This window comes from Ruegeria sp. HKCCE3926 (assembly GCF_017872515.1).
Lineage (GTDB): Bacteria > Pseudomonadota > Alphaproteobacteria > Rhodobacterales > Rhodobacteraceae > Ruegeria.
Genome location: NZ_JAEDOU010000001.1, coordinates 51,973 through 64,495, shown reverse-complemented (window position 1 = coordinate 64,495; position 12,523 = coordinate 51,973). Strand labels below are relative to the sequence as shown.

The 12,523-nt window shown below is 59.3% G+C and carries 11 protein-coding genes; 3 read left to right on the top strand and 8 right to left on the bottom strand.

What is annotated here, in order from left to right:
* Positions 1-18: 18 nt before the first annotated feature.
* The 7 genes from I9184_RS00325 to I9184_RS00295 form a co-directional block, all read right to left on the bottom strand.
* Positions 19-369 carry an H-type lectin domain-containing protein gene (locus I9184_RS00325; RefSeq protein WP_171634501.1) on the bottom strand — a complete coding sequence of 117 codons (351 nt, stop codon included), beginning with the start codon at positions 367-369 and terminating at the stop codon, positions 19-21.
* 114 nt (positions 370-483) lie between these two features.
* Positions 484-894, bottom strand: a complete 411-nt coding sequence (locus I9184_RS00320; RefSeq protein WP_171168948.1) for a F0F1 ATP synthase subunit epsilon — start codon at positions 892-894, stop codon at positions 484-486.
* Positions 895-906: 12 nt separating this feature from the next.
* A complete protein-coding gene (gene atpD / locus I9184_RS00315) occupies positions 907-2,331 on the bottom strand; it encodes a F0F1 ATP synthase subunit beta (protein WP_152459011.1) in 1,425 nt (474 codons plus the stop codon).
* An 18-nt stretch (positions 2,332-2,349) separates the two neighbouring features.
* Entirely contained in the window at positions 2,350-3,228 is an 879-nt protein-coding gene (locus tag I9184_RS00310) for a F0F1 ATP synthase subunit gamma (protein ID WP_209832257.1), read from the bottom strand.
* A 15-nt stretch (positions 3,229-3,243) separates the two neighbouring features.
* Positions 3,244-4,782, bottom strand: coding sequence for a F0F1 ATP synthase subunit alpha (gene atpA, locus I9184_RS00305; protein ID WP_152459013.1), 1,539 nt, complete (start codon positions 4,780-4,782; stop codon positions 3,244-3,246).
* A complete protein-coding gene (locus tag I9184_RS00300) occupies positions 4,783-5,343 on the bottom strand; it encodes a F0F1 ATP synthase subunit delta (protein ID WP_209832256.1) in 561 nt (186 codons plus the stop codon).
* A 300-nt stretch (positions 5,344-5,643) separates the two neighbouring features.
* On the bottom strand, positions 5,644-6,378 hold the full coding sequence (locus tag I9184_RS00295; RefSeq protein WP_171634510.1) for a class I SAM-dependent methyltransferase: 735 nt from the start codon (positions 6,376-6,378) through the stop codon (positions 5,644-5,646).
* A gap of 61 nt (positions 6,379-6,439) precedes the next feature.
* Between I9184_RS00295 and gloB the strand changes: the two genes are divergently transcribed.
* The 3 genes from gloB to I9184_RS20830 all read left to right on the top strand — a co-directional run bounded on the left by gloB (position 6,440) and on the right by I9184_RS20830 (position 10,732).
* Positions 6,440-7,207 carry a hydroxyacylglutathione hydrolase gene (gloB, locus tag I9184_RS00290; RefSeq protein WP_209832255.1) on the top strand — a complete coding sequence of 256 codons (768 nt, stop codon included), beginning with the start codon at positions 6,440-6,442 and terminating at the stop codon, positions 7,205-7,207.
* A 174-nt stretch (positions 7,208-7,381) separates the two neighbouring features.
* Positions 7,382-9,706 (top strand): ATP-dependent Clp protease ATP-binding subunit ClpA, encoded by a 2,325-nt coding sequence (gene clpA / locus I9184_RS00285; protein ID WP_171168952.1) that lies wholly within the window; start codon positions 7,382-7,384, stop codon positions 9,704-9,706.
* 138 nt (positions 9,707-9,844) lie between these two features.
* Positions 9,845-10,732, top strand: coding sequence for a YHYH protein (locus I9184_RS20830; RefSeq protein WP_209832254.1), 888 nt, complete (start codon positions 9,845-9,847; stop codon positions 10,730-10,732).
* Between the two features lie 48 nt (positions 10,733-10,780).
* On the opposite strand, the gene I9184_RS00275 is transcribed toward I9184_RS20830, so the two are convergent.
* Positions 10,781-12,523 carry a peptidoglycan -binding protein gene (locus I9184_RS00275; protein WP_209832253.1) on the bottom strand — a complete coding sequence of 581 codons (1,743 nt, stop codon included), beginning with the start codon at positions 12,521-12,523 and terminating at the stop codon, positions 10,781-10,783.

The following is a 12,523-nucleotide window of genomic DNA, read 5'->3' as shown; positions in this document are numbered from 1 at the left end:
AAACATGGCGAACCCGGATCAGGATATATTCCAGTCGTCCGGGTGTGCCACCTCTCCTATCGCGGTCCAGCTTGCCCGGATGCGAGCAATCCGAGTGTCGGACCAGGTCCGGAATACTGCGTCAAAACCCTCGGCAGTGATATGTTCGGCCTGAACTTCTGCGCGCAGCGCCGAGGACGTGTCGACATCCCACAGCGAGATCCCGATCTGCACCATAGGCGGGGTCCGAAATGCTTCTTTGAACCGAATGTTTGCGCGGCGTTCACGCGGCCCCTGCCCGGTCCACATATCGCCGCCTTCGGCAAACTCCGAGAACAGGACATTTTCACCCTGCTCAATTCCAATGGGATGGGTTAGAAACTTTTTCATCTTATCATCATTATTCTTGAATTCCCGCAACTTACCCCGGCATTTCGGCAAAAGCACGACAAAAAAACGGCCCCGCAATTGCGAGGCCGCTCAAATTTTTCACTAGTGGGCCCGTTACAGGCTCATATGCGTTCCAAGCGCTTCCATGTCGGCCAGCAGCTTGGCTGCATCGTCGACAATGGTCTGTTCGCCGTTTTCCTTCGCCACCTCGTGCGAGGCGCGTGCCTCGGCGATCAGCTCGTCCAGATGCGCGCGGGTTACTTCCGCCACCGGGATGGCCTTTTCGGCCAGAACTGACAGGCTGTCGCCGTTGATCTGGGCAAACCCGCCGGTGACCAGGTATTCGCTGGACCCTTCGGGTGCCTCGACCTTGAGCAGACCGGGGCGCAGCGTGGTGATGGTGGGGGCATGATCGGGCATCGCCGTCATGTCCCCGTCCGCGCCGGGAATCTGGACCGCGCTCGCCTGAAGCGAAGCAAGGCTCCGCTCGGGGCTGACGAGGTCGAATTGCATCGTGTTTGCCATCAGGGATACTCCTTAGGCGGCTTCTGCGGCCATCTTCTCCGCTTTGGCGATCACTTCGTCGATGCCACCAACCATCAGGAAGGCCGCTTCGGGCAGGTGATCGTATTCGCCGGCCACAACGGCCTTGAACGACGCGATGGTCACATCCAGAGGAACCTGAACGCCGGGCGAACCGGTGAAGACTTCGGCCACGTCGAACGGCTGCGACAGGAAGCGTTCGATCTTACGGGCACGGGCCACGGTCAGTTTGTCCTCTTCGGACAGTTCGTCCATGCCGAGGATGGCGATGATGTCCTGCAACGACTTGTAGCGCTGGAGGATCTGCTGAACGTCCGTCGCAACCTTGTAGTGCTCTTCACCAACGATGGCCGGGTCAAGCAGGCGCGAGGTCGAGTCGAGCGGGTCAACCGCCGGGTAGATACCCTTTTCCGAGATCGCACGGTTGAGAACAGTGGTCGCGTCAAGGTGGGCAAACGAGGTTGCCGGCGCAGGGTCGGTCAGGTCGTCCGCGGGCACGTAGATCGCCTGAACAGACGTGATCGAGCCCGACTTGGTCGAGGTGATGCGTTCCTGCAGAGCGCCCATGTCGGTAGCCAGTGTTGGCTGGTAGCCCACGGCCGAAGGAATACGACCCAGCAGAGCCGACACCTCGGAACCCGCCTGCGTAAAGCGGAAGATGTTGTCGACGAAGAACAGAACGTCGGTACCGGACTGGTCACGGAACTGTTCCGCCAGGGTCAGACCGGTCAGAGCGACACGTGCACGCGCACCCGGAGGCTCGTTCATCTGACCGTACACCAGGGCCACTTGGCTTTCCGACAGGTTGTCGGGCTTGATCACGTTCGATTCGATCATCTCGTGGTACAGGTCGTTCCCTTCACGGGTCCGTTCACCAACACCCGCGAACACCGAGAAGCCCGAGTGCACTTTTGCGATGTTGTTGATCAGTTCCATGATCAGAACGGTTTTACCAACGCCTGCACCGCCGAACAGGCCGATCTTACCGCCTTTGGCGTAGGGGGCCAGCAGGTCAACGACCTTGATGCCGGTCACCAGAATTTCCGACTCGGTCGACTGTTCGTCGAACTCGGGCGCGGGCTGGTGAATGGCGCGGGTTTCGGTGGCTTCGACCGGGCCCTTTTCGTCGATCGGTTCGCCGACCACGTTCAGGATGCGGCCCAGGGTGGCGTTGCCGACCGGAACCGAGATCGGTGCGCCGGTGTCGGTCACGGCCTCGCCGCGGACCAGACCTTCGGTCGCGTCCATCGCGATGGTGCGGACAGTGTTTTCACCCAGGTGCTGAGCAACTTCCAACACCAGGCGCTTGCCGTTGTTGGTGGTTTCCAGCGCGTTCAGAATTTCAGGCAGCTGATCTTCGAAGTGCACGTCGACGACGGCCCCGATGATCTGTGTGACTTTGCCTTTTGCATTCGCCATGTTTCGTCTCCGGTTTTCTTACAGCGCTTCGGCGCCGGAAATAATTTCAATCAGCTCGTTGGTGATCACGGCCTGACGCGAGCGGTTGAACTGGATCGTCAGCTTGTCGATCATCTCACCCGCGTTGCGTGTCGCGTTGTCCATCGCGGACATCCGTGCACCCTGTTCAGACGCTCCGTTTTCGAGCAGAGCCGAGAAGATCGCAGTCGCAACCCCCTTGGGTAGCAGGTCGGCCAGAATGGCTTCTTCGCTGGGCTCGTAATCGAAGATGGCACCGCTGTCGTCACCCGCCGCTTCGCCCTCGAACGAGGCGGGGATGACCTGCTGCGCCGTCGGGATCTGGGTCACGACGTTGACGAACTTCGAGTAGAAGATCGTGGCAACGTCGAACTCACCCGCGTCAAAGCGAGACAGGACGTCCTTGGCGATGTCTTGCGCGTTGTTGTACCCAATGCGCTTGACCTCGCTCAGGTCGATATGTCCAACGAACAGATCGCCAAAATCACGCTTGAGCGCGTCGCGGCCCTTCTTGCCGACAGTCAGAACCTTGACCGTCTTGCCTTTCAGGCGCAGCTCTTCCGCCTTTTGGCGGGCCAGCTTGGCTATGTTCGAGTTGAAGCCGCCGCAGAGGCCGCGTTCAGCTGTCATGACAACCAGCAGATGGACATCGTCACCGCCCGTACCACGGAGCAGCTTGGGGGCGCTGTCGCTGCCCCCGACCGAAGCCGCCAGCCCTGCCATCACGGCATTGAACCGCTCGGCATAGGGGCGCGAGGCTTCGGCAGATTCCTGGGCGCGGCGCAGTTTTGCAGCCGCGACCATCTGCATGGCCTTGGTGATCTTGCGGGTCGATTTGACCGACTCGATCCTGTTTTTAAGGTCCTTAAGATTTGGCATATGCCCGCCTCTCCCTTAAGCGAAGGTTGCGGCGTATTCGTCCAGCGCAGCCTTGATCTTGTCGGAAGCGTCACCCTTGATCTTGGGGTCTTCGTCCGTGATCCACTGAAGCAGATCCGCGTGCTTGCCACGCAGGTGCGCCAGCAGGCCAGCTTCGTAACGGCCAACGTCGGACACATCGATCTTGTCGAGGTAACCATTGGTACCTGCGAAGATGACGCAGACGATTTCAGCGTTGGTCAGCGGCGAGTACTGCGGCTGTTTCATCAGCTCGGTCAGACGCGCACCACGGTTCAGCAGCTGCTGGGTTGCGGCGTCGAGGTCTGAACCGAACTGCGCAAAGGCCGCCATTTCGCGGTACTGAGCCAGTTCCAGTTTAACCGGACCCGCAACCGACTTCATCGAGTTGGTCTGGGCCGAAGAGCCCACACGCGAAACCGACAGACCGGTGTTCACGGCAGGACGGATGCCCTGATAGAACAGTTCGGTTTCCAGGAAGATCTGGCCGTCGGTGATCGAGATCACGTTGGTTGGAATAAACGCCGAAACGTCACCACCCTGAGTTTCGATAACCGGCAGAGCGGTCAGCGAACCCGCGCCGAAGTCTTCGTTCAGCTTCGCCGAACGTTCCAGCAGACGGGAGTGGAGGTAGAAAACGTCGCCAGGATAGGCTTCACGTCCGGGCGGACGACGCAGCAGCAGCGACATCTGACGATAAGACACAGCCTGTTTCGACAGGTCATCATAGATGATCAGCGCATGGCGGCCGTTGTCGCGGAAGTATTCAGCCATCGCAGTTGCGGCGTAGGGTGCCAGGAACTGCATCGGTGCCGGGTCCGAAGCGGTTGCGGCCACAACGATCGAGTATTCAATCGCACCGGACTCTTCCAGTTTCTTCACCAGCTGCGCAACGGTCGAACGCTTTTGACCGATCGCTACGTAAACGCAGTACAGTTTCTTCGACTCGTCGTCGCCTGCTGCGTCGTTGTAGGTTTTCTGGTTCAGGATGGCGTCCAGAGCAACGGCGGTTTTGCCGGTCTGACGGTCACCAATGATCAGCTCACGCTGGCCACGGCCGATCGGGATCATCGCGTCAACCGATTTCAGGCCGGTTGCCATCGGCTCGTGAACCGATTTACGCGGGATGATGCCGGGCGCTTTTACGTCTGCAACGCCACGCTTGGTTGCGTTGATCGGGCCTTTGCCGTCCAGCGGGTTGCCCAGACCGTCCACAACGCGGCCCAGCAGCTCGTCACCGATCGGAACGTCCACGATCGAGTTGGTACGCTTGACGGTGTCACCTTCTTTGATGTCACGGTCGGAACCGAAGATAACGACACCGACATTGTCGCTTTCCAGGTTCAGCGCCATGCCCATGATGCCGCCGGGGAATTCGACCATCTCACCGGCTTGCACATTGTCCAGACCGTATACACGGGCAATCCCGTCACCGACGCTCAGCACGCGACCGATCTCGGCCACTTCGGCTTCCTGACCAAAATTCTTGATCTGGTCCTTCAGGATTGCAGAAATCTCTGCAGCTTGGATTCCCATTTATCCGACCTCTTTCATTGCATTCTGTAGGGAGTTCAGCTTCGAACGGATCGAACTGTCGATCATTTTCGAGCCCACTTTAACGACAAGACCGCCGATGAGGCTTTCATCCACGGTCGCATTGATAGTTACGGTCTTGCCCACGCGCTCGGACAGCGTCTTGGACAGTTTTTCCATTTGCGTCTTGGTCAGCGCCTTGGCCGAGGCGACATCCGCGGTCACTTCGCCACGCTCATCAGACAGCATGTCGCGCAGAACCTTCAGCAGTTGCGGCACGACGAACAGGCGACGCTTCTGCGCCATCAGACCCAGCGTGTTGCGCAGGATGGCGTTCAGACCCATCTTGTCTGCGATCGCAGTGATCGCGCCTTCCTGTTCAGCGCGGGAAACCAGCGGCGAAGCGATCAGGTCGCGCAGCTCTGCACTGTCGTCCAGCGCGGCTGCCAGATCATTGATGCCGGATTCCAGACCTGCAAGGTCGTTGTTCTCTTTTGCGATCTCGAAGACCGCGGTGGCATAGCGCTCGGCGATGCCAGTGGAAATCGAAGCTGGTTCGGACACGTCCACCCTTCCGATATTTTGGGCCCCGAATTCGCGTGCGGCAGCTACCCCGGGGGCGTGAAGAAACCCCGGCCAGACGGTCGGGGATCAAAATCACCGGGGATGTAGCAGAGCCGAACCAACCAAGCAATACGCTATAGCGGTAACGGATTTATCCACAAATTGTTATTTTTCATTAACTTACGGCAAGTGCGACGGTTTGAACACATTGGCCCAGTTGAAAAATGTTACGAATATGCAGGTTTTTGCGATTCCTGTGACTTTTTTTCCTCAATTTTTCGCATGGAATTGCCCGGGGTCTCAGGCGGGCTTCAGCAAGCCGTCCAGCGCTTTGATCGGTCTTTTGACCGCGTCTTTGGTCACGCTGCCGCTTGGCGGGCGGATATGTTTGCTGACTTCCACCATCAGCACCCCACCCGCCATCACCGTCGGAATCCGCTGGCCGGTCTTTTCGATCAGGTTGCCGGATTTCAACCAGAATCGCCGGAACGACGGAGGCATATACAAGGCCGAGCAATGCACCTCGGGCAGGAAGTGATGCGCCTTAAGCTGGTTTTCCAGCTGAGTTGCAGAGTACGGGCGCCCGAACCCGAACGGGGTCTTGTCCGACCGTGACCACAGACCCGCCCGGTTTGGAACGATGAAGACGGCCCGGCCACCGGGGCCCAGCACGCGCCAACATTCGTCAAGCAACTGGTTTGGCCGTTCCGACGTTTCCAGCCCATGCATCACCACAAGCTTGTCCACGTGGCCGGTCTCGATCGGCCAGAGGGTTTCTTCGGTCAGGACCGAAACGTTGGGCATGCCTGCCGGCCATGGCATCACGCCCTGTGGTCCCGGCATCAACCCGATGACCCGGCGCGCATCCGACAGGTAAGGGCGCAGCAAAGGCACCGCGAAACCGAATCCCGCCACTGTCTGGCCTTTTGCTTCGGGCCAAAGCTCGATCAGACGCCCGCGAATAGCCGCCTGCGCCGCACGCCCCAACGTGCTGCGGTAATAGAAGTTCCTCAGATCCTGTACATCAAGATGCATTGCGGACATCCGGTCAATCGGCTTAGCTGGGCGCAGTCTAGCAATGAAAGGGCAAAAGGCCATGCCTCTTGAAATCGTTACAATCCCGTGCCTGAGCGACAATTACGCCTTTCTGACGCATGACGCCGTCACTGGCCAGACCGCCCTGATCGACGCGCCCGAGACCGCACCGGTCCTGAAGGCGTTGGATGACCGGGGGTGGACGCTGTCACATGTGCTGTTGACCCATCATCACTGGGATCACGTGGACGGGCTTGCGGGGATATTGGCCAAACAACCGGCAAAGGTCATCGGGGCCGCCGCTGACGCAAACCGCCTGCCACCGATGGATCAGCAGGTCAAAGAGGGCGACAGTTTCGAGATAGGCGGCGAACCGGCGCAGGTTCTGGACGTTTCCGGGCACACGGATGGCCATATCGCATTCTACATGCCGAAGAGTTCCGCGGTGTTCACCGCCGACAGCCTGATGGCGCTGGGTTGTGGGCGCCTGTTCGAGGGCACACCCGCGCAAATGTGGGCCTCTTTGAACAAGCTGGCCGCCCTGCCGGACGACACTTTGGTCTGTTCAGGGCACGAATACACACAATCCAACGCCAAATTCGCGATTACAGTCGATCCCGAAAACCAAGCCTTGAAAGATCGCATTGCGGATATCGACCGCGCGCGCGCGGCCGGGAAAGCCACTGTTCCTTCGACTCTGGCCCTTGAAAAGGCCACAAATCCGTTCCTGAGGGCCGCCGATCCGGCGATTCAGGCGAAATTGGGTATGGTGGGCGCTGACCCCGAGGCCGTTTTTGCCGAAATTCGGGCTAGAAAAGACCGGTTCTGATGCCTATTTGCTCCTCTTCAGGGCCACGGTCACAACAAATGTGACTGTCAAGTGAAAGAAAACCCTTGAAGCCGGGCCACGATCAACCAAACTCTAATAGTATGAGGACATGGTTGGGATGGGGTTCCGGCCAAGAAACCGCCCCCTTCTGACCCAAGACAGAGGAGCACCCGCGTGCCTTCATTCTCGAGCACACTGGAACAAGCCATACACGCGGCCCTGGCGGCTGCGAATGAACGGCGCCATGAATTCGCAACGCTGGAGCATTTGCTGCTGGCCCTTCTGGAAGAACCCGATGCCGTGCGCGTCATGAAAGCGTGCAGTGTCGATCTGGACGAGCTGCGCAGCACTTTGGTGGAGTTCATCGACGAGGATCTTTCGAATCTGGTCACGGATATCGACGGATCCGAAGCCGTACCCACCGCAGCATTCCAGCGCGTCATTCAGCGCGCCGCGATCCACGTTCAAAGCTCGGGCCGGACCGAAGTGACCGGCGCCAACGTTCTGGTCGCCATATTCGCCGAACGCGAAAGCAATGCCGCCTATTTCCTGCAAGAGCAGGACATGACCCGTTACGACGCGGTCAATTTCATCGCGCATGGCGTCGCCAAGGATCCTGCCTATGGCGAAAGCCGCTCGGTATCCGGTGCGGATCAGGTGGAAGAAGACGCCCAGACCACATCCGGCGAAGCCGAACAGAAAGAAAGCGCGCTGGGAAAATACTGCGTGGATCTGAACGCCAAGGCTCGAGCTGGCGATGTCGATCCGCTGATCGGACGCTCGGATGAGGTGGAACGCTGCATCCAGGTGCTGTGCCGCCGCCGCAAGAACAACCCGCTGCTGGTGGGGGATCCAGGTGTGGGCAAGACCGCCATCGCAGAAGGCCTTGCGCACAAGATCGTCGGTGGCGAGGCCCCCGACGTGCTGGCCAATACCACGATCTATTCCTTGGACATGGGCGCGCTGCTGGCCGGAACCCGCTATCGCGGTGATTTCGAAGAACGTCTGAAAGCGGTTGTGACCGAACTGGAGGATCACCCGGACGCGGTGTTGTTCATCGACGAAATCCATACCGTGATCGGTGCCGGGGCGACCTCGGGTGGGGCTATGGATGCCTCGAACCTGCTGAAGCCTGCGCTTCAGGGCGGCAAACTGCGCACCATGGGCTCGACCACCTACAAAGAGTTCCGTCAGCACTTCGAGAAGGACCGTGCGCTGAGCCGCCGGTTCCAGAAGATCGACGTGAACGAGCCTTCGGTAGAAGACAGCGTAAAGATCTTGCGCGGGCTGAAGCCTTATTTCGAAGAGCATCATGACATCAAATACACCGCCGATGCGATCAAGACGGCGGTCGAACTGTCGGCGCGTTACATCAACGACCGCAAGCTGCCCGACAAGGCCATCGATGTGATCGACGAGGCCGGCGCGGCGCAGCATCTGGTCGCGGAAAGCAAGCGGCGCAAGACCATTGGCGTCAAAGAGATCGAGGCGGTTGTCGCCAAGATCGCGCGCATTCCGCCCAAGAACGTCACCAAGGATGATGCGTTGGTGCTGAAAGACCTTGAAGCATCGCTGAAACGGGTGGTGTTTGGTCAGGATCTGGCAATCGAGGCGCTGTCCAGCGCGATCAAACTGGCCCGCGCCGGTCTGCGTGAACCTGAAAAACCCATCGGCAACTATCTGTTTGCCGGTCCGACGGGGGTTGGCAAGACCGAGGTGGCGAAACAGCTTGCAGATACCCTGGGTGTGGAACTGCTGCGTTTCGACATGTCGGAATACATGGAGAAACATGCCGTCAGCCGCCTGATCGGTGCCCCTCCGGGCTATGTCGGGTTTGATCAGGGTGGTTTGCTGACCGACGGTGTTGACCAGCATCCGCACTGCGTGTTGTTGCTGGATGAGATAGAAAAGGCCCACCCGGACGTGTTCAACATCCTGTTGCAGGTGATGGACCATGGCGAGCTGACCGATCACAACGGTCGCACGGTGAATTTCCGCAACGTAGTGCTGATCATGACCTCGAATGCGGGCGCGCAGGAACAGGCCAAGGCCGCCATCGGCTTCGGTCGCGATCGGCGCGAAGGCGAAGACACGGCCGCGATCGAGCGTATGTTCACACCGGAATTCCGCAACCGTCTGGATGCCGTGATCTCCTTCGCACCGCTGCCGAAAGAGGTCATTTTGCAGGTGGTCGAGAAATTCGTCCTACAGCTTGAGGCACAACTGCTGGATCGTGGCGTGACCATCGACCTGACCCCAAAAGCTGCCGAGTGGCTGGCCGACAAGGGATATGACGACAAGATGGGTGCACGCCCGCTGGGTCGCGTGATTCAGGAGCACATTAAGAAGCCGCTGGCCGAAGAGCTGTTGTTCGGCAAGCTGGCCAAGGGCGGCGTGGTTCGTGTCTCGGTCAAGAAGGGCGAACTGGATCTTGAAATTCTTGGCCCGGACCAACGGCGCATTTCAGGAGACAAACCACCTCTGTTGACGGCAGACTGACCGGAAAACAGACAACTCCTTCAAAGCCCGACGATCCCCATCGCCGGGCTTTTTCTCTGCTGGCAGCATAAAGTGCGACGGAAAAAGACTTCTGCCGCGTGTCATCTTCAATGATGAACGCAAGACAGGGATCGACACGTGAGCAAAATTTCAATTCTCTGGGGCGCCGCCTTTGCCCTATCCGCCGTTGCCGCTGTGGCAACTGCACAGCACAGGTTTCGCTATCACGACGAAACGACCGCAGAAACGCTGAGGTTGGTGCCCGCAACCGAAAACCCCGGGAAAAGCAGCGCCTCGGTGAAAGAAAAAGGCAGAAAAATCAAAGTGACGGGCAACGGCATTCCTGATCATCTGGTTGGCCGGTTTCCAAACCAAGTCAATCCGCACCAGATCGAACAGCAGAAGGTCAAGTTGAAATTGCCTGCAAATCCAACGACCAAAGGTGCAATCACGCCGCTGCAAATGGGGTGGAACTTTGGCGTGTCACTCAACGGGGTTGTGTTCGACCCGCAGGCGGCCGAGTTCTGGCATGGCGACCCCAGGTCCGGGTGGTCCTACAATGCCTTGGGTGGCGCTGTTTCCTTGGGGTTGGACGCCAATTATGCCCATGTACAGCCGAATGGAAAGTATCACTATCACGGTGTACCGACAGGGTTGGTCAAGCTGCTGGGATGGTCACCGACCGAGCATTCACCCTTGATCGGCTATGCCGCAGATGGTTTCCCGATATATGCCGTCACTGGCGTCGTAGGGGGCAAAGTGACCGAAATGACGTCGTCCTATCGTCTGAAACCCGGCAACCGGCCGGGTGGCGCTGCGCCGGGCGGGCGGCATGACGGCACCTTCAACGAGGACTACGTTTTTGTTCAGGGTCACGGCAATTTGGACCAATGCAACGGCGCCTTCACCGTTTCAGCAGAATACCCTTCAGGAACCTATGCGTATTTTCTGACCGAAGATTACCCCGTGGTACCCCGCTGCTTCATGGGCACTCCGGATCAAAGCTTTCGCTTTGGCAGACGGTAATCGGTTTGACCCCATCACGCAGATTACCGAGGCAAGAGGCAAGGTTTGCTATCTTTCCGTGAGTTTCAGCTCGATCCGGCGGTTCTGTGCCCGCGCCTCGGGCGTGTCAGCCGGATTGACCGGCTGGAATTCACCAAACCCGTTTGCCGCCAGACGATTGGGTGGGATGCCCAGCGCGTCGACCATAAAGCGCACAACAGACAACGCGCGACCCTGGCTGAGTTCCCAGTTGTCCCGGTATCGGCCCGAACCGGCCAGCGGAACGTTGTCGGTATGGCCGTCGACCCGGATCACCCAGTTCAGACCGGGCGGAATTTCAGCGGCGACACTGCGCAGGATGTTCGCAACTTTCGCAACCTCCTGCTGCCCTTCCGCGGACAGCACGGCTGATCCTGTCGGAAACAAAACCTCGGATGAAAAGACAAAGCGGTCACCTTCAATCCGCACACCTTCCTGATCGCCAAGGACATCCCGGAGACGTCCGAAAAATTCCGAACGATAGCGTTGCAGATCTTCCGCCTGCGCTGCCAGTTCCTCATTCTGACCGGCCAGTGCTTCGGCCTCGGCCTCGAGACGCAGGCGCTCGGCTTCTTCCAGCAGGCGGCGCCGGCGTTCTTCCGAAGCGGCACGGGCCAGCGCGGCATTCAGGTCCTGACCCAAAGTCTGGATTTGGATTTCGGCAGCCTCGTTGCGCTCTTCGAAATCGTCCAGCAGGGCCTGCAAGGACCCCAACTGCCCGCGCAGCGCGGCAATCTGCTGGTTGAGAAGAGCCGCCTCACGCTGGGCCTCGGCTGAGATTTCTTTCTCTTCCGACAATGTCGATTCTGCCAGAGCCAGCAAAGCCTGCCTTTGTTCGGCCAGGGTGCGTTGTTCATCAGCATCCGCCTGCGCTCGCGTTTGCGCCTCCAGGGCGGCTTCAAGCTGGGCGCGCAATTCATCAGGATTCACGTCGCCGAATTGCCGCTCAAGCTCGGCCCGCGCGGCTTGCGCGGCGGCCAGAAGAGTCAGCGTATCTTCGGCCTCTTTGCGTTGTGCCTCCAACGCGAGCGTCATGGCCGTCAGCTCGGCATCCGCATTCTGAAGGCGGTTTCGCAATGCCTCGGCGGCAGCGGCTTCGGCCAGGCGGGCGGCTTCTTCATCGCTCAGTTGCTGTTCAAGGGTGGCGATTTCCGCCGCGCGTTCATCGCCGCTTTGCTCCAGATCCGCAACCAATGCTTCCAGTGCCTCGCGGCGGGCGGCTGCCAATCGGGCAGCTTCCGTCTGCGCATCGATTTCCTCGCGACTTTGTGCAAGGGCAAGGTTCAGCGCCTCTTGTTCCGTCAGCAATCGCTCGCGCACAGTCTCAAGCGCTGCGATGTCGCCCAAAGCCTGTTCTTGCTCGGCAAGCAGCGCCGCAACCTGTGCTTCGAAATTCGTGATCCGGGTCTGCGCCTTATCCAGCGCGGCGGCCTGACGGTCGCGTTCGGTGGTCAGTGAGGCGATCAGCGACTGCGCTTGCGCCAGATCGTCTTCGGCCAGCGACAGCGTCGTGTTCAACGCACCCAGCCGTGCCTGCAAGCGGCTGTTTTCACGCTCTTCCAAACCCAGCGCGCCCGCAAGCGCAGCAACCTCGTCTGCCAGCGTCGTCAGTTCGTCTTCCTGACCCGAAATGGTTTCGCGCAGAACGAACTGAATCACCATGAAGATGGTCAAAACGAATGTCAGCACCATCAGCAGCCCGGTCATCGCGTCCACGAATCCGGGCCAGACCGAGCCCTGGAAGCGTTGACCGGTGCGGCGGGACAGCGCCAT

Coding starts and splice junctions, on each gene's coding strand:
- I9184_RS00325 (WP_171634501.1), bottom strand. CDS start 369: ATGAAAAAGTTTCTAACCCATCCCATTGGAATTGAGCAGGGTGAAAAT.
- I9184_RS00320 (WP_171168948.1), bottom strand. CDS start 894: ATGGCAAACACGATGCAATTCGACCTCGTCAGCCCCGAGCGGAGCCTT.
- atpD (WP_152459011.1), bottom strand. CDS start 2,331: ATGGCGAATGCAAAAGGCAAAGTCACACAGATCATCGGGGCCGTCGTC.
- I9184_RS00310 (WP_209832257.1), bottom strand. CDS start 3,228: ATGCCAAATCTTAAGGACCTTAAAAACAGGATCGAGTCGGTCAAATCG.
- atpA (WP_152459013.1), bottom strand. CDS start 4,782: ATGGGAATCCAAGCTGCAGAGATTTCTGCAATCCTGAAGGACCAGATC.
- I9184_RS00295 (WP_171634510.1), bottom strand. CDS start 6,378: ATGCATCTTGATGTACAGGATCTGAGGAACTTCTATTACCGCAGCACG.
- gloB (WP_209832255.1), top strand. CDS start 6,440: ATGCCTCTTGAAATCGTTACAATCCCGTGCCTGAGCGACAATTACGCC.
- I9184_RS00275 (WP_209832253.1), bottom strand. CDS start 12,523: ATGGCGCTGTCCCGCCGCACCGGTCAACGCTTCCAGGGCTCGGTCTGG.